Raw genomic sequence first — 16,577 nt, forward strand, 5'->3', positions numbered from 1 at the left:
TAATCGCGAGGCTCAACGATGAGGACCGCCATGCTCCACACAAGCACGCCTGCAACGACTTATCCGGCCCAAAGGTTTACCGGCAAGTGCGCCATCGTCACCGGCGCCAGCCGGGGGATCGGACTTGCCATAGCCCAACGGCTCACTCATGAGGGGGCGCGCGTCCTGATTACCGCCCGCCGCCAGGAACCGCTGGATGCGGCCTTGGCGGAACTAGGCGAAAGCGCCCTTGCCGTTGCCGGGCACGCGGACGACCCGGACCACCGTGCAGAGGTGCTGGCCGCAGCAGAACATCATTTTGGCGGGCTGGACATTCTGGTCAACAATGCCGGCATCAACCCCGTCTACGGGCCGCTGGAAACAGCCGAGCTGGATGCAGCACGCAAGATCTTCGAGGTCAACGTGCTCGGCACGCTCGCCTGGACGCAGGCCGTGCTGGCGCACCCAGGGCTGAAGTTCCGGGCGCGGCGCGGGAATGTGGTGAATGTAAGCTCGGTCAGCGGCGACGTGCCCGCCCCGGGCCTGGGCCTGTACGGCGTCAGCAAGGCTGCCGTTTCACACCTTAGCCGCACGCTGTCCATGGAGTTGGCGCCGGAAATCCGGGTGAACGCGGTGGCGCCGGCAGTGGTCAAGACCCGATTTGCTGGAGCCTTGTATGAAGGACGTGAGGCCGAGGTTGCAGCCTCCTATCCGCTGGGGCGGCTGGGGGAGCCCGACGACGTTGCCGCAGCAGTTGCCTACCTCGCCTCCGCCGATGCGGCCTGGGTGACGGGGCAGGTGCTTACGCTCGATGGTGGCCTGCGCAACGCGGGAGGGCTGGGATGAACACGGTTCCTGTTGCCGGTGCCTACCCGGGTGCCGTTGAAGATCTTCGCCAGCGCACACGCGCCTTCATCCGCAACACGGTGATCCCTGCCGAGCCCCGGCCCGGGCAGGCGTTGAATCTGGCCGTCCGGCGTGAATTGCAGGCCGCTGCGCGGGACGCCGGCGTTTTTGCCCCACACGTGCCCGTGGAATTCGGCGGGCAGGGGCTGGCCGTGGAGCACTGGTCGCCCGTGTTCCAGGAGGCGGGATATTCGCCGATCGGTCCGGCTGTGCTCAATGCCATGGCGCCGGATGAGGGCAATATGCACATGCTCAACCTGATCGGGAACACTGCGCAAAAGCGGCAGTTCCTGGCGCCGCTTGCGGCCGGGGAGATCAGCTCGTGTTTTGCCATGACGGAGCCGCACCCAGGTGCCGGATCCGATCCCGATGCGCTGAACACCACCGCTGTCCGGGACGGCAGTGGCTGGCTGATCACCGGGCACAAACGGTTCACGAGCGGTGCCACCTTCGCCTCCTTTGCCATCGTCATGGCGCGCACCGTGGCGGACACGGACGGCGGGCCGGCACCTGCCGGCGCCACGATGTTCCTGGTGCCCATGGACACTCCGGGAGTGCGGATCGGCGCCCCCATCCACACGGTGGACAGGTACCTGCCCGGCGGTCACCCCAACGTGCATTTCGACGGCGTGCGCGTCCCTGGATCCGCTGTCCTCGGCGAGGCCGGGCTTGGATTCAAGTACGCCCAGGTGCGGTTGGGTCCGGCGCGGCTGACCCATTGCATGCGGTGGCTGGGGTTGGCCCGGCGCGCCATGGACATCATGCTGGACCGCGCCAACACCCGGGAGATTTTCGGGGCGCACCTCTCGCAGCTGGGCATCGCACAGGAGCTGATCGCACAATCGGTCATAGACATTGAGACGTCCGACGCCATCATCGCAAAGTGCGCGGCACTGCTGGCCGCACGCCCGAAGGCCGGTTCGGCGCTGTCTTCCGTGGCAAAGGTGCACGTCTCCGAAGCCGTATACCGCGTGATCGACAGGGCCGTGCAGCTCTGCGGCGGCGACGGCGTCTCCGACGGGCTGCCGCTGGCCCAATACTTGAACGAGGTGCGCCCGTTCCGCATCTACGACGGCTCCACCGAGACCCACAAATGGGCCATCGCCCGCCGCGCGGCCTCGGGACGCCGCCGGGCCGTTGCGGCCGGGGAACCGTTCCAAGGCACCGCGAAGATCCATGAAGGGGAACGCTGATGGGCACCAACCAGGACATTGTGCAGACAACGGAAGAAGCAGCCCGGCAGGATACAACGCCGCTGCTGATTCTGGAACGGGTGGAAGAATTCCTCGATGCCCACGGCATCGGAGCCGGGCCCGTGCACGCCCGTCGCATCGGTGGGGGCCAGTCCAACGTGACCTTCCGGATCAAACGCAAGGGATCCGACGTCGTGCTTCGCAGAGGACCGCGGCCACCGCTGCCGCCGTCCACGCACGACATGGTCCGGGAGGCGCACATTCAATCACTGCTGGCGCCGCTGGGCATTCCGGTGCCGAAAATCCTGGCCGTGTGCGCGGATGATCACGTGCTCGAGGTACCTTTCTACGTGATGAACCATGTGGAGGGCGAGGTCATCACGGATGAAATTCCGGCGCACCTGGACGCGCCTGCCCAGCGCCGCGCCACGAGTGAGGCCGCAGTGGACATGTTGCTGCGCCTGCACGCTGTGGACATTGGCAGCGGTGAGATTGCCGGAATCGGACGCCCCGACGGGTACCTGAAACGGCAAGTCGAACGGTTTGCAGCGCTGTGGGACCGCGGCGCTACACGGGATCTGCCGCGGGTGGCCCAGCTGGCGAACTGGCTGGAATCGAACCGGCCGGACACGCAGCGCTATGCCGTGATCCACGGCGACTACCGGCTCGGGAACCTGATGTTCGCACGGCAGGGTCCCGCGCATGTGAAGAGCGTGCTGGATTGGGAGATGGCAACGCTGGGTGATCCGCTGGCCGACCTCGGCTACCTGAGCGCCACGTATGCGCAGGCAGGCACGCCCTCCACACTGCTGGAACTCACGCCCGTGACGGCGCAGCCCGGCTACCTGAACCGCGAGGAATTGGCGCAGCGGTACAACACGCACTTTGGCCTGGATTTGTCCGCACTGCCCTGGTACCAGGCGCTCGCGCTGTGGAAGGCCGCCGTATTCAGCGAGGCCATTTACACGCGCTGGAAGAACGGCGAGCGCTCCGATGGCGGGGATTTTGGGGCGGCGCTGGAGTCCGGCGTGCCGCGGCTGCTGGAAACCGCCGCCGCACATGCCGCCCAGCTGCCCTAACGAGTCGCGCTTCCAGCTACCCGCCGGCCTGTACCGCCCGCCGCCTGGGGAGCGCCGCCGCACCTCTTGATCGGGCTGCCCGCGTGGCACATGATGAAGGGCAGAGCCCGTTGTGCGGCAGCCGGGCAGCCGGGCGGTCGTTCCGGCCGACGCGCAGTGGGTTGGCCCATCAGCCAGGCAGGAGGAGACCAGATGCAGTTCCACCAGCACGGATATGTTTCAGGAGACCCGCGCATCAAGGCGGCTGCCGGGACCGGGATCGACCGTCCCGCGGAACTGCCAGACACCATGGATGTGCTCATTGTGGGCACGGGCCCTGCCGGCATGATCACCGCCGCCCAGCTGGCCGCGTTCCCGAACATCAACACGCGCATCATCGAGCGCCGCCGCGGACGTCTAGAGATTGGCCAGGCCGACGGAATCCAGGCCCGCAGCGTGGAGACGTTTCAGGCGTTTGGTTTTGCCGAGCGCATCATCACAGAGGCCTACCGCATCACGGCCACGGTCTTTTGGAAGCCGGACCCAACGGACCGTTCGCGGATTGTTCGGGCAGCACGGGCCCCTGACGACACCACAGGCATCAGCGAGTTCCCGCACCTGATCGTCAACCAGGCGCGCGTACTTGACTACTTCGCCGAGGTCATGGCCTATTCGCCGGCCCGCATCAAGCCCGATTACGGCTGGGAATTCCGCAGCCTGACCATTGCCGAAACGGGCGAGTACCCGGTGGCCGTGACGCTGGTGGGCACCCACGGTGAGGGTTCCGGCGTCGAACGCGTTGTGCATGCAAAGTACGTGGTGGGCGCGGACGGTGCGCACAGCCGGGTGCGCGAATCGATCGGTGCTCGGCACACCAGCGTCCACGCGAATCATGCGTGGGGTGTCATGGATGTCCTGGCCGTCACGGATTTCCCGGACATCCGCGCCAAGTGCGCCATCCAGTCCGAGGACGGCGGGAACATCCTGCTGATTCCGCGCGAAGGCGGCTCGCTGTTCCGCATGTATGTTGACCTCGGCGAGGTGGTGGAGGACGGTGTGCACGCGGTCCGTAGCACGACCATCGAGGAGATCATCGCCAAGGCGAACAGGATCCTGCACCCGTACACGCTCGATGTGCGCAGCGTCGCCTGGACCAGCGTTTACGAGGTGGGGCACCGCCTTACTGACAGGTTCGACGACGTCCCCCTCGCCGAGCGCGGTGGGCGGTTGCCGCGGGTGTTCATCACGGGCGATGCCTGCCACACGCACAGCGCCAAGGCCGGGCAGGGCATGAACGTCTCGATGCAGGATGGTTTTAATGTGGCTTGGAAGATCGCCCATGTGCTGGAGGGGCGCAGTCCGGAGAGTCTGCTGGCCACGTATTCGGCCGAGCGGCAGGTGATCGCGAAGAACCTGATCGACTTCGACATGGAGTGGTCCACGCTGATGGCGATGCGGCCCGAAGACATGGAGGATCCCACAGAACTTGAGAACTTCTACGTGCGGACGTTTGAGTTCCCGGCCGGTTTCATGACGGAATACCAGCCGTCCATGATCACGGGCTCTGCTGCTTTTCAGGAGCTTGCCACCGGATTTCCAATCGGCAAACGGTTCAAGTCCGCGCCGGTGGTGAGGGTGGCGGATGCGAATCCAGTGCAGCTGGGCCACCACCACCGGGCCGACGGGCGCTGGCGCATCTACGCTTTTGCCGATGCGCCGGCGGTGGGGGAGCCGTCTTTGCTTTCTGACTGGGCGGCGTGGATGACTTCTTCGCCGGAATCACCGCTGCTGAAATACACGCCGGCCGATGGCGACAGCGACGCCGTCTTTGACGTGAAACTTGTTGCCCAGCAGGACTTTGAGGGCGTTCCCTTAGGTAGTGTGCCGTCGCTGTTCCTGCCGCGGACCGGCCCCTTTGGGCTGATCGACTATGAGCTGGTCTACGCCGCCGATCCTTTGAATGACATCTTCGAGTTGCGCGAGATTTCGCGCAGTGGGGCCGTGGTGGTGGTGCGCCCGGACCAGTACGTGGCCAACCTGCTGCCGCTGTCGGACACCGCAGGGCTCGCAGTGTTCTTTGCGGGGATCATGGCACCGCGGCGGTAATGCGGGCGGGTCTTATGGGACATCACTCGCGCCGAGGAATCAAAAGTGCAGGCCAGCAACTGGAGTGTCCGGTCAGGGACAGGCTTACGGTACAACTCATCTACATCAATACGGAATACTCCTTTCGCGACAACGCGGGCGAATGTCGAGCAAAAGGTCGTACCAGCGAGTCCCTAGGCTTACTTGCATGACTGACTCTCAAGTTCAACAGGCCTACGCCGCACGAGCATCCGAGTACACGGCCATCCTTGGGGCAATCGATGGCATGCATGAGCTTGATCGGAACCGCATAGAGCATTGGGCTCGGCAGATTAGCGGCCGTATCATCGACGCCGGATGCGGACCAGGACATTGGACCAACTTTCTGCATAAACGGGGTGTCGACATCTCAGGTATTGACCTCGTACCCGAATTCATTGAGCGCGCCCGGCTTCGCTTCCCCGATGTGTCATTCCAAGTCTCTTCGCGCCGCGCTCTCGAGGATGCCGATGGAAGCCTGCATGGAGTGCTCGCCTGGTATTCACTGATTCACCTGCCACCAGCAGAATTGCCGCCCGTTCTCTCCGAGCTCGCGCGCGTTCTTTCACCTCAAGGACACCTGCTCGTCGGCTTTTTCGATGGTGTGTCTGCAGAACCGCTCAACCATGCTGTTACCCCGGCGTACTGCTGGTCGCTCGATCAGATGAGCAGCCTGCTGCATGACGCCGGGTTCGAAGTGATCAATAGCGAAGCACGCCAAGATCCGGGCGGCCGGCCCCACGCAGCAATCTCCGCGATTGCCCGGTAAGCATCCCTTCAGTGGGTATCGCGATCAGCATGGCTTTCCTTTCAAAGAATCCACTTCATGTACATTTCAACATATGGGATGTACAATTGCGCTATGTCCATTGTCAGCGTCGCAGATGCACGCAACCACTTTTCAGACGTCATCGATCGATCGAAGACCGAAGCGGTGTTCATCGAGCGCCGCGGTCAGCGCGCCGCCGTGGTTGTCAGTCCTGAGCAGTACGACCGGATGCTCGAAGCTCTGGAAGACGCCGCAGACGTCGCTGCGTTCGATGAGGCGATGGCAGAGGAGGGCCCCAATATTCCTTGGGCTCAGGTGAAAGCTGATCTGGGCTGGGTATGATCTACCAAGTCGAGCTGCGACCTGCCGCAGTTCGCGCGTTGAAACAAATTGACCATCAGGATCGCGACCGCATTCGTGGAGCGATCGCGCTCCTCGGAGAGGATCCGCGGCCGCCAGGAGCCAAAGCCCTTCAAGGGCGTCCCGGCCTCAGGGTTCGCATCGGGGACCACCGCATCGTCTACACAGTTGACGACAACATCCTCGTTGTTGCAGTGATCACGCTCGGTCATCGCAGCAGCGTCTACGAACGCTGACTGCCCACCAATGAATCCATTTTTCGGTCACCCCGGTGTCCAGAGCGTTCCCTTTACGGGGTTCGCTCATCGGGTTTCCTCACGACCGGCTCCTAACCTTGCCTTGACCGCAGGCAGCCCTAAAACGGTGAGCTGCATGAGTGGGATGACAGCTACACCATCCTGCGATAGTCGTCCCGGTTGGCGCTCCCAGCCAGAAATGGGATCCGCCGCCAACTTGACGCATGGCAGGCCTCCGACCCTCAGCGGCGCGGCCTCCGAAATTGATGGGTGTCGCCGAGAGGGACTAATCCCGAGTCTGCTGGGATTCGACGTGTTGCCGGGGATCCATGGCGTCGTGAAGAACTCGGCCGACGACCAACACTTCTTCTTCGCGACGACAGATGAGGAAGTGTCGTGGTCGTCGGACGGTCTGTCCAGCGGCCACTGCGCGACTCTGTGCCAAGTGCCAAGAGAACACGCCTTCTCCCATTTCGGGGCGGGTGATATGCCCGACGTCGCTGGTGCTTGAAGCTGCGTCGCGGATGCCGTTTGCGATCAGAGTCTCATAGCGCTTGCGTGCTTCCTCACCGAACTCCGCCTCAGACCACGCAAGGATATCGATGACATCGGCCTGAGCGACGCGGGTAAGGCGGTATCCCACCATCAGCCAGCCAGCCCGTGCCGCGCGGGCGCCGAGCTGTCCAATGCAGCCATCGAGGTTGTCATCGGTAATGTCGTCGTAGCGTCCGTCGGCGAGATCCGACCAGTCCTTTGTTGCAGCATCACGCAGTGCAGCAAGCCTGGCCGCGTCCTCCGATTCCCTGCGTTCCAGAAGGCGAAGACCCTCGCGAAGCACCTCGCTGGCATTCTGATAACGCCCGGACCTGACTAACAAGTCTACAAGTTCGTGCTGATGTTGACTCAAGACAACATTCCTCGTAGCCACGACACCCACCTCCATTGGCGGTATATGCCAATGCGGGGGTGCCGGGCATGGAATCACTGAGAATTCTTGGCCACAATCGGTGGTCAACGAGGTGGCGGACAGGCAGCCCCTCGTCGCGCTTTGCAAAAACTTCAAGTCGGGCCCGATCGCACGAGTCACAATAAGCGGATGACAGCAACGCACTTTACAAGAACTTGGTACACCAAACTGAGCTGAGCCACCCTGCCATTTTTGAGCGCCACTTGCCCATCGCAGGGCTGGGCCTCGGCGCCTGACGGGTGTGCCGCCGTCGTGCTTGTCCTTGAAAGGGGACGGTTACGCGGTAGGCCGCTGGAACACGAGCAGCGCGTCAGCAATCAGGTCGTGAGGGTATTGGTCCCAGACAATCTCGGTGACGCCCACGGGGGTGAGGTGCTGCTCGAGCACGCGTGCGACGTCGCGGATCAGGTGGGTGGTGCGGCCCCTGTGGTGGATATCTGCCATGTTCCAGACCACGAAGCCGCCGGGCACCACGATGCTTGCGCACTGGGCTGCGACCAGACCAAGCTCGTCCAGATAGCGGCCATAGTCCCCGTTGTTTTTCTCATATCCGGTGAGGGGGTCGGCGTCGTGAAACGTTGAGGTCATGTACGGCGGAGAGGCGACAATCAGGTCGACGCTGGCGTCAAGGTGGGGCAGTTCTGCGCTGCGGCTAATCCTGTGCAGCTCCCGCGCGTCGCCCTCCACAATGCGCGCGCCGGGAATGCGTTCCTGCAGGTACTCCGCACGTTCGGGCAGCAGTTCGATGCCGAGCGCCCTCCGTCCCAGCGCGAGGGCCCGCTCAAGGGTGGTGCCAAACCCTGCGAAGGGATCAAACACCAGATCGCCCGGTTTGGAGCACCGTTCAATGATGTGGTCCACGAGCGCTGAAACCATGTGCACATCTTCGTCGGCGCCCGGGGGACGCTCTGCCACGAATGTGTCGATTGATGCGCTGAGTTGGGCGTCCAGCGGGGAAGTTGTGATTGTGCTGTTCAGTTCCTTCTCCACCTTGTTCACATGCGAAGTCTAGCCGCAGGGAAATGCCCTTGGGCAGTTCATACTCCTTCACGCCACTGTCCGGAGCTGGTGTCAGTAGTCTTCCGGGAAGACAGTATGGGTGGAACTGATGGAGTGGTTGTCGCGTTCAGGGAGATGTCCGTCCGCGGCGATAACTGTCTCGTCCCACTGCATCCAAGAATTGACGGGCGCAGCCACGGAAGCCGCCGACGTGCTCCACTTGATCCGATCCTAGATCCCGTCCAGTCGGTCCACGACCACGGGATTGAGCACCCGCACGTACCCTTCGTGACCGGCCGGAACGTAGGATGCCACGGTTCGGCCGTCCGGTTCAAGCACGTCGCGCAGCCACCAGGCCGGTGACGGATCCTGCAACAACGTCACCATTTCCAGACATCTCAGGGATTGGGTTTGTTGGCCATGTTCTGGGCGACAAGGCTTTGGGCAATGGACAGCAATGCAAGGGACTGCACGGCATCCCACGTGCCCGGCTTCAACTTGCTGGCAACATCGGCAGCCTTGTTTGCATAGTCTGCGGCCAGTCGTGCGTTTTCATCTGAGTTCATGAATGGCTCCTGCCACATGGTTTCGGAAACGGCCTGCATGGTTGGTGACACTACAATACCCGCGACGCCGCACTACAGGTGGCACCCGGCCGGGTGCCGCCGTCGTGCCTCTATTCCGGAATGTAGGTGGCGGCCAAGCCCTCGCTGCCCCTCGCCAGCAGGGTGACGTCGGCGCCGACCAGGATGAGGTCCACGCCGGCGTCCATGTAGTGCTTGGCGGTCTCCGGGGCGAACGCGTTCACGCCCACCGGCTTGCCTGCCGCCTTCGCCGCCGCAATGCAATGTTCGACGGCGGCCATCACCTCGGGGTGCCCCTGCACTCCCAGCCTGCCCATGGATGCGGCGAGGTCGGCGGGGCCCAGGAAGATGGCGTCGATGCCGTCCACGGCCAGGATGTCCGCGACGTTCTCCACCGCGTGCGCCGATTCAATCTGCACCATCACCGTGACGGTTTCCGAGGCGCGTTCGGCATAGTTCGGGATGCGGTTCCAGCGGGAGGAGCGGGCCAGTGCCGAGCCCACGCCGCGCACGCCCTGCGGCGGGTAATGGGCGGTGGCCACCGCAGCTTCGGCGTCGGCCACCGTATGGACCATGGGGACCATGAGCGACTGCACGCCCAAGTCCAGATACTGCTTGATGATGACGGGATCGTTGACCGGCGGCCGGACGACGGGTGTGATCGGGTAGCCGTGGATGGCCTGCAACTGGGCCAGGATTCCCTCCAGCCCGTTCGGGCTGTGCTCGCCGTCGACCAGGACCACATCCAGGCCGGACCCGGCACAAATCTCAGCCATGAGCGCGCTGCCGGAGGACACCCACATGCCCACGAGCGGACGTTTGGCATCTGCGAGCGCGTTCTTGAGAGAGGGGTCGGGGGTCATTGGAGGTGGCATGTGATGGTTCCCAGTTTTCCGTAGTCGGCATAAATGGTGTCGCCCGCTCTGACCCACAGCGGGCTGGTGAAGGAGCCGGCCAGGATGAGTTCCCCTGCCTTGAGCGTGTCCCCGTGCGCGGCGAGTTTGTTGGCCAGCCACGCCACGCCGTTCGCGGGGTGGCCCAGAACGCCTGCCGCCACCCCTGTCTCCTCCACTGTTTGGTTGCGGTACAGGATGGCGGCCACCCAGCGAAGGTCGACGGCGTCCGGGTGCACCGGGGTGCCGCCCACCACCATGGCGCCCAGGGCTGCATTGTCGCTGATGGTGTCCACAATGGTCCGCCCCTCCATCTCGATGCGCGAGTCCAGGATCTCCAGGGCCGGGGTGACGTATTCGGTGGCGCGCAGGACGTCGAAGAGTGTGGCATCCGGGCCGCCGATGCCCTCCTTGAGCAGGAAGGCCAGCTCCACCTCGACCCGCGGATGGGTGTAGTGCGCCCAGTCAAGTGTGGCGCCTGATTCCAGGATGGTGTCCTTGAAGATGACCCCGTAGTCGGGTTCGGTAATGCCGGTGGCCCGCTGCATGGCCTTGGACGTCAGGCCGATCTTGTGCCCGCCCAACACCCGGCCTTCGGCCTCGCCGCGTTTCCGCCACAGGCGCTGCACCCGGTAGGCGTCCTCAACGCTCATGCCGGGATGGCGTGTGGTCAGCAGGGGGACCGGTGTCCTGGTCCGTGCCGCATCCACAAGTTCGTCGGCAATGGCGGCGATGGTTTCCTCATCCAGCATGGTGTTGTCCCCTCATAGCTGTCCGCCCAACTTGAAGCCCTTGTTCCCGCCGTTTCTGCCGCCGTTCCCGTCCTTGGCAGGATCGCCGCGGGTGTACGAGAAGCCGTCGGCGCCGACAGTGACGGCCTGCTCCGAGGTGCCCACTGGAGAAGAGACAGGCTGTGGGTTGCCGTCCAGGTCCAGCACCAGGGAAGCCTCGGTGTACCAGGACGGGACCACGGGGTTGCCCCACCAGTCGCGGCGCTGATTGTCGTGCACATCCCACGTGATGACCGGATTGTCTGGATCACCGGTGTAGTAGTCCTGCGTGTAGATCTCCACCCGGTGCCCGTCAGGATCCAGGATGTAGAGGTAAAACGCGTTGGAGACGCCGTGCCGTCCAGGCCCGCGCTCGATCCTGTCGGAGATGCGCAGCGCGCCCATCTTGTCGCAGACCTGGATGATGTTGTGCTTTTCATGCGTCGCGAACGCCAGGTGGTGCATGCGCGGGCCGTCGCCCTGGGTGAGTGCAGTGTCGTGGACTGTTTGCTTGCGGTGCATCCAGACCGCGTAAGTGGTGCCGGCACCGTCCTGGATGTCCTCGGATACACGGAAGCCCAGATCCTCCAGGTACTTCTGGCCACGAGGGACGTCCGGGGTGACCTGGTTGAAGTGGTCCAGCCGGACCAGCTCGCCCGCGGTGTAGAGGTCGTACCGTTGGGTCAGCCGTTCCACATGGGTCGCCTCGTAGAAGAACTCGTACGGGAAGCCCAGCGGGTCCTCCACCCGGACGGCGTCGCCAATGCCTCTCACAAAACCCTCGCGGCGGCGCTCGGTGCGGCAGCCCAACGCCTGGTAATACGCTTCGGCAGCGCCGACGTCGGCAGGGGTCCGCACCCGGAATGCGGCCACGGCTGCGGCGGCCACCGGGCCTTGGCGCAGCACCAAGTTGTGGTGGATGAACTCCTCCAGGGTGCGCAGGTAAATGGTGTCCGCATCCTCGAACGTGACATGCAGGCCCAACAGGTTCACATAAAACTCGCGGGAGGCGGCCAGATCGGTGACCACCAGTTCCATATAGGCGCAGCGCACAATGTCAGGCGGCGGGACGCTGGGGGTGGGGATAAAGCGGCTCATGACGCTCCAAACCTGGGCGTGTGCACTGTCCCCAGCGTGATGTGGACTGCCTGCTGGTCGGTGTAGAAGTCGATGGAGCGGTAGCCGCCCTCATGACCCAGCCCGGATGCCTTGACCCCGCCGAACGGGGTCCGCAGGTCCCGCACGTTGTGCGAGTTCAACCAGACCATGCCGGCCTCCAGACTCTGGGCGAAGGTGTGGGCGCGGGCCAGATCGCTCGTCCACACATAGGCGGCCAGGCCATACTTGACGCCATTGGCCAAAGCCAGTGCCTCGGCGTCGTTCTCGAAAGGCGTGATGGCAACGACCGGGCCGAAGATCTCCTCCTGGAAGATCCGCGCGTCGGGCCCCACATCGGCAAAGACGGTGGGCGCCACGTAGTTGCCGGTGTCCAGGCCCGCGGGGCGGCCGCCGCCGGCGAGTAGGCGGCCCTCGGATTTGCCGATTTCCACGTAGCGCATGACCTTCGCGTAGTGCTCGGGGTGCACCAGCGCGCCCACCTCGGTGCGCGGATCGTGAGGGTCGCCCACCACGATGTTCCTGGCCCGGGCGGCGTACTTTTCGCAGAATTCCTCGTAGATGCTGCGTTCCACGAGGATGCGCGAACCTGCCGTGCAGCGCTCGCCGTTGAGGGAGAAGACTCCGAACAGGGCGGAGTCGATCGCGGTGTCGAGGTCGGCGTCGGCGAAGATCACACAAGGGCTCTTGCCGCCGAGCTCCATCGAGAGCCCCTTCAGGCTTGCGGCGGCGTTGGCGAAGATGGTCTGGCCGGTGGTGGTTTCGCCGGTGAAGGAGATCAGCGGGACGCCCGGGTGCTTGACGAGGGCGTCGCCGGCGTCCTCGCCGAGGCCGTTGACGAGGTTGAACACGCCCTGGGGCAGGCCTGCTTCCTCGAAGATCCCGGCCCACAGGGATGCTGAGAGCGGGGTGAATTCGGCCGGTTTGAGCACCACTGTGCAGCCGGCGGCGAGCGCGGGCGCCAGCTTCCACGATTCCAGCATGAACGGGGTGTTCCATGGCGTGATGAGCCCGGCGACGCCGATCGGCTTGCGGTTCACGTAGTTGAGCTGCGCGCCGGGGACCTTCATGGCGTCGTCAACCTGGGCCACCACCAGGTCTGCGAAGAAGCGGAAATTCTCTGCCGCGCGTTGCGCCTGGCCGCGGGCCTGGGTGATGGGCAGGCCGGTGTCGAACGTTTCCAGCTCGGCCAGCCGGTCTTCGCGGTCCTCGATGGCGTCGGCGATCTTGTTCAGGATGCGGGCGCGCTCGCGGGGTTTCAGGTGCGGCCAGGGCCCGTTTTTGAACGCCTGCGTGGCGGCGTCCACGGCGCGATCCACGTCCGCCTTTTGCCCAGCGGCGGCCGTGGCGTAATTGCCGTCCGACACGGGATCGAGCACGTCAAAGCTCTCCCCACCCGCCGAATCCACGTGCTCGCCGTCGATGTAATGCTGGATGTGGGTGGGCAATTTGTCCGGGATGAAGTGGCCGGTCATGGGGTGTCCGCTCCTTCTGCTCTGTCTGCGGTGTGTGCCCCTGTTTGCCCGGCCGCCCATTCCGTGAACCGGGCCCGCCACGTCTCGTCCATGGGGAACAGGCCTTCCACGCTGTGGCCCTGCGCGACCATCTCGGCGATGAACGTTTCCTCGAGTTCCTGGGCGATGGCCGCGTCCGCCACGTCTCCCGCGTACGACGGCGGGATGACCAGTAGACCGTCAGCGTCGCCGACAATGATGTCACCCGGTTGGACGGTGGCCCCTCCGCAGGAGATGGTGACGTCGGTGTCCCACGGGATGTGGCGCCGGCCCAGGACGGCCGGGTGGGCACCGGCATGGAACACTGGCAGGCCCAGGGTGGTCACCTCGGCAATGTCTCGGACACCGCCGTCGGTGACAATGGCAGCGGCGCCGAGCACCTGGGCCCGCAGGGCCAGGACGTCACCCAAGGTTCCCGCGCTGGGATCTCCGCGGGCTTCCATGACCAGCACCTCGCCGTCGTGCAGGGAATTGATGATGCGCTTTTGCGCGTTGAAGCCGCCGCCGTGGCTCGTGAAGAGGTCCTCGCGGTTGGGCACGAAGCGCAGCGTGCGGGCGGGGCCGGCGATGCGCTGGCCGGGTTGGGTGGTGGTGAGGCCGTCGATGCTGACGTTGTTCAGGCCCCTTTTGCGGAGTTGCGAGCTGAGCGTGGCGGTGCCGACGCTGGTCAGCTTGCGGAGGAGGTCCGAGCTGAAGCTCTGGGGCGGCAATCCGGCGGCCTCCGGGGAGCCCCAGGCATCGATGCGGTCGGCGTCGGTGATTTTGGGCCGGTTTCCGTAGGTGGCCATGGGGGTTTGACCCTGTATTACGGTGGTGCGGAGCCGGCCGGTGGACAGTCCCGCGGCGGGGTCGTCCAACTCAATTTCGATGACGTCGCCCGGCACGGCAACGGAGGAGCCGGCGGGGGTGCCGGTGAGGATGATGTCGCCGGGCTCGAGCGTCAGGAGCTGGGACAGGTCTGCGATGATCTGGCTGAACGGGAACAACAGGCCTGCGCTGCTGTCCTCCTGCGCAAGTGTCCCGTTGAGCCAGGTCCGGAGGCGCAGGGCGGTTGGGTCCACGGAGGGGGCCGCGATGAGTCCCGGGCCTAGCGGGGTGAAGCCGTCGCCGGATTTTGAGCGGAGATTGGAGCCCTTGTCGGCATATTTGAGGTCGTACACGCCGAGGTCGTTGGCCGCCGTGACGTACTGGACGTGGGACCAGGCTTCCGCCGGGCTGATGCGGCGGGCCGCGGTTCCGATGATCAGGGCGATCTCGCCCTCGAAGGCCAGCAGCTCGCAGCCGTCGGGGCGTTCAACGTCTGCGCCCGACAGGCTCAGCGAGGACGCAGCTTTGAGGAAGTAGGACGGCAGGGCGGGGGTGATGCCGCGCTGTTCGGCCCGCGAGCGGTAGGCCACGTGGACGGCTATGACCTTGCCGGCCGCCTTGAATGTGCCTGCTGAGACCTGTTCCACGAAACATCCCGTCTGGACTGTTGCCGTTGACTGCTGCCGTTGACTGCTGCCGCGGCCAGGGGCGGCTGCGGCGGTTGCGCTGCGATGGTCCTTTCCGCTTGCTGGCGTCCGGGACCATGTACGCTCAAGCTTCCGCCGCCGCTGCCGCCACGTCAACCAACCGACGTACAGCCAGGCCGGCGCTGAGCTTCCGCCTAGCCTGCAGTGCTAACCTCCAGACAGAGAAAGCACGGTGGGAGGAACTGTGAAGGCGACACGCAAATCCGATTGGTGGGACAGATTCTTCTACGTCGCCATCATCTTCAAAGGTCTCGACGGTGTGCTGGAATTGATCGGCGGAACGCTGCTGCTTTTTGTTGCCCCGGACAAGATCAAGCAGCTAGCCATCCTCATCACCCAGCCGGAACTGACGGAAGACCCCAACGACTTCATCGCCAACCACGTCCTGCAGGGGACTGCCGGGCTGACCGACCATGTGGTGCTCTTCGGCGCCATCTACCTGCTGGCTCACGGCATCGTGAAGGTTGTCCTCGTCACCGCCCTACTGCGCCAGAAACTGTGGGCCTACCCGTGGATGATAGCCGTCCTGATCATCTTCATCCTGTACCAGCTCTACCAACTCATCCTCACGCCGTCGGCCGGCCTCGTGGCGCTGACGGTGTTCGATATCCTGATCGTGGTGCTCACCTGGCACGAATACCGCCGGCACCGTGCGCGAAGAATAGGGAAGCCATGAAGATTCTCATTGTTGGGGCAGGCGCCACGGGTGGCTATTTTGGTGCCCGGCTGGCCGAGGCCGGGCGGGACGTGACGTTCCTGGTCCGCGAACAGCGCGCGGGGTTCCTGAAGCGGCGCGGCCTGCGGATTGCTGGGCTTGAGCAGGAGCTGCGGATCGAACCCAAGGTGCTTACGGCAGGGGAGCTGGGTGAGAGGTTCGACGTCGTTCTTCTCACCGTGAAGGCTGCCGGACTTCAAAGCGCGATTGCTGATGTGGCGCCGGCGGTGGGACCGGACACGTTGATTGTGCCGTTCTTGAATGGGATGGCGCACATGGATGCGCTCGCGGCGGCGTTCGGTGCGGAGAAGGTGCTGGGATCCGTGGTGCACCTGATCGGCACCATTAACGGAGACGGCGACGTTGCCATCTTGGCGCCGATGGCGCGGTGGACCCTCGGCGAACAGGACGGCGGCCCATCTGCACGGCTGGAGCGGCTCGTGGCCGAGGTGTCGGTGCCCGGCATTGACGTCATTGAGGCGCCCAACGGACTGGATGCGATGTGGCAAAAATGGGTGTTCATTGTTGCCGCGGGCGTGGTGACATGCCTGATGCGCGGGCCCGTGGGCGACATCGCCGCGGTGCCCGGAGGTGCTGCCTTTGTGGCCGGTGTGGTGGCGGAGACGGCAGCCGTGGCAGTTGCTGCCGGGTTCCCCGTTCCGGAGGCCGAACAAGCCAACACTCTGGCATTCCTGACCGCCCCGGGTTCGGCGTTCACCTCATCGCTGTACCGCGACGTCACGGCCGGGCTGCCCAATGAGGGCGAGCACATTGTGGGCGACTTTGCCCGCCGAGCCGCCGAGCTCGGGGTGGCCACGCCGCTCCTGGACCTGGCTCTACTGCAGCTGCGCGTCCACGGGGTGGCCAGAACCTGATGCCT

General features: G+C 64.6%; 18 protein-coding genes. 9 read left to right on the plus strand and 9 right to left on the minus strand.

Annotated elements, in window-relative coordinates; translation table 11 throughout:
• Positions 1-30 precede the first annotated feature (30 nt).
• The 7 genes from AB0O97_RS07850 to AB0O97_RS07880 all read left to right on the plus strand — a co-directional run bounded on the left by AB0O97_RS07850 (position 31) and on the right by AB0O97_RS07880 (position 6,625).
• Positions 31-825: an SDR family oxidoreductase gene (locus AB0O97_RS07850; RefSeq protein WP_363881531.1), complete on the plus strand. Its 795-nt coding sequence runs from the start codon at positions 31-33 to the stop codon at positions 823-825.
• Positions 822-2,078, plus strand: a complete 1,257-nt coding sequence (locus AB0O97_RS07855) for an acyl-CoA dehydrogenase family protein (protein ID WP_363841831.1) — start codon at positions 822-824, stop codon at positions 2,076-2,078. Before AB0O97_RS07850 ends, AB0O97_RS07855 begins: the two co-directional genes overlap by 4 nt.
• Positions 2,078-3,157 carry a phosphotransferase family protein gene (locus AB0O97_RS07860; protein ID WP_363881533.1) on the plus strand — a complete coding sequence of 360 codons (1,080 nt, stop codon included), beginning with the start codon at positions 2,078-2,080 and terminating at the stop codon, positions 3,155-3,157. Before AB0O97_RS07855 ends, AB0O97_RS07860 begins: the two co-directional genes overlap by 1 nt.
• A gap of 192 nt (positions 3,158-3,349) precedes the next feature.
• Entirely contained in the window at positions 3,350-5,242 is a 1,893-nt protein-coding gene (locus AB0O97_RS07865) for an FAD-binding monooxygenase (protein ID WP_363841826.1), read from the plus strand.
• A 187-nt stretch (positions 5,243-5,429) separates the two neighbouring features.
• Complete coding sequence (locus AB0O97_RS07870) at positions 5,430-6,029, plus strand: class I SAM-dependent methyltransferase (protein ID WP_363881535.1); 600 nt, start codon at positions 5,430-5,432, stop codon at positions 6,027-6,029.
• A 93-nt stretch (positions 6,030-6,122) separates the two neighbouring features.
• A complete protein-coding gene (locus tag AB0O97_RS07875; protein WP_363841820.1) occupies positions 6,123-6,371 on the plus strand; it encodes a type II toxin-antitoxin system Phd/YefM family antitoxin in 249 nt (82 codons plus the stop codon).
• Positions 6,368-6,625 carry a type II toxin-antitoxin system RelE/ParE family toxin gene (locus tag AB0O97_RS07880; protein ID WP_363841817.1) on the plus strand — a complete coding sequence of 86 codons (258 nt, stop codon included), beginning with the start codon at positions 6,368-6,370 and terminating at the stop codon, positions 6,623-6,625. Before AB0O97_RS07875 ends, AB0O97_RS07880 begins: the two co-directional genes overlap by 4 nt.
• 286 nt (positions 6,626-6,911) lie before the next feature.
• Here the strand turns inward: AB0O97_RS07880 and AB0O97_RS07885 are convergent, their stop codons facing one another.
• The 9 genes from AB0O97_RS07885 to AB0O97_RS07925 all read right to left on the minus strand — a co-directional run bounded on the left by AB0O97_RS07885 (position 6,912) and on the right by AB0O97_RS07925 (position 14,922).
• Complete coding sequence (locus AB0O97_RS07885; RefSeq protein WP_363881537.1) at positions 6,912-7,568, minus strand: type II toxin-antitoxin system ParD family antitoxin; 657 nt, start codon at positions 7,566-7,568, stop codon at positions 6,912-6,914.
• A 300-nt stretch (positions 7,569-7,868) separates the two neighbouring features.
• Complete coding sequence (locus AB0O97_RS07890) at positions 7,869-8,591, minus strand: DNA methyltransferase (RefSeq protein WP_363881539.1); 723 nt, start codon at positions 8,589-8,591, stop codon at positions 7,869-7,871.
• Between the two features lie 231 nt (positions 8,592-8,822).
• Entirely contained in the window at positions 8,823-8,978 is a 156-nt protein-coding gene (locus tag AB0O97_RS07895) for a hypothetical protein (RefSeq protein ID WP_363881541.1), read from the minus strand.
• Between the two features lie 11 nt (positions 8,979-8,989).
• Positions 8,990-9,157: a hypothetical protein gene (locus AB0O97_RS07900; protein ID WP_363881543.1), complete on the minus strand. Its 168-nt coding sequence runs from the start codon at positions 9,155-9,157 to the stop codon at positions 8,990-8,992.
• Between the two features lie 110 nt (positions 9,158-9,267).
• Complete coding sequence (locus tag AB0O97_RS07905) at positions 9,268-10,050, minus strand: HpcH/HpaI aldolase/citrate lyase family protein (RefSeq protein ID WP_363881545.1); 783 nt, start codon at positions 10,048-10,050, stop codon at positions 9,268-9,270.
• The gene (gene hpaH / locus AB0O97_RS07910; protein WP_363881547.1) at positions 10,035-10,820 is read right to left on the minus strand and encodes a 2-oxo-hept-4-ene-1,7-dioate hydratase; all 786 of its coding nucleotides are present in this window, start codon (positions 10,818-10,820) and stop codon (positions 10,035-10,037) included. The genes AB0O97_RS07905 and hpaH overlap by 16 nt, the downstream gene beginning before the upstream one ends.
• A 12-nt stretch (positions 10,821-10,832) precedes the next feature.
• Positions 10,833-11,936 carry a 3,4-dihydroxyphenylacetate 2,3-dioxygenase gene (gene hpaD / locus AB0O97_RS07915; protein WP_363841795.1) on the minus strand — a complete coding sequence of 368 codons (1,104 nt, stop codon included), beginning with the start codon at positions 11,934-11,936 and terminating at the stop codon, positions 10,833-10,835.
• Entirely contained in the window at positions 11,933-13,429 is a 1,497-nt protein-coding gene (hpaE, locus tag AB0O97_RS07920; protein WP_363881549.1) for a 5-carboxymethyl-2-hydroxymuconate semialdehyde dehydrogenase, read from the minus strand. Before hpaE ends, hpaD begins: the two co-directional genes overlap by 4 nt.
• On the minus strand, positions 13,426-14,922 hold the full coding sequence (locus AB0O97_RS07925; protein ID WP_363881551.1) for a fumarylacetoacetate hydrolase family protein: 1,497 nt from the start codon (positions 14,920-14,922) through the stop codon (positions 13,426-13,428). The genes hpaE and AB0O97_RS07925 overlap by 4 nt, the downstream gene beginning before the upstream one ends.
• A 244-nt stretch (positions 14,923-15,166) precedes the next feature.
• Here AB0O97_RS07925 and AB0O97_RS07930 point away from each other — a divergent pair, with 244 nt between their 5' ends.
• Both AB0O97_RS07930 and AB0O97_RS07935 read left to right on the plus strand, forming a co-directional pair.
• Positions 15,167-15,658, plus strand: a complete 492-nt coding sequence (locus AB0O97_RS07930; protein WP_363881552.1) for a DUF2127 domain-containing protein — start codon at positions 15,167-15,169, stop codon at positions 15,656-15,658.
• Complete coding sequence (locus tag AB0O97_RS07935; protein ID WP_363881554.1) at positions 15,655-16,572, plus strand: ketopantoate reductase family protein; 918 nt, start codon at positions 15,655-15,657, stop codon at positions 16,570-16,572. Before AB0O97_RS07930 ends, AB0O97_RS07935 begins: the two co-directional genes overlap by 4 nt.
• Positions 16,573-16,577: the final 5 nt, after the last annotated feature.

It is taken from the genome of Specibacter sp. NPDC078692, from assembly GCF_040686835.1.
Lineage (GTDB): Bacteria > Actinomycetota > Actinomycetes > Actinomycetales > Micrococcaceae > Specibacter.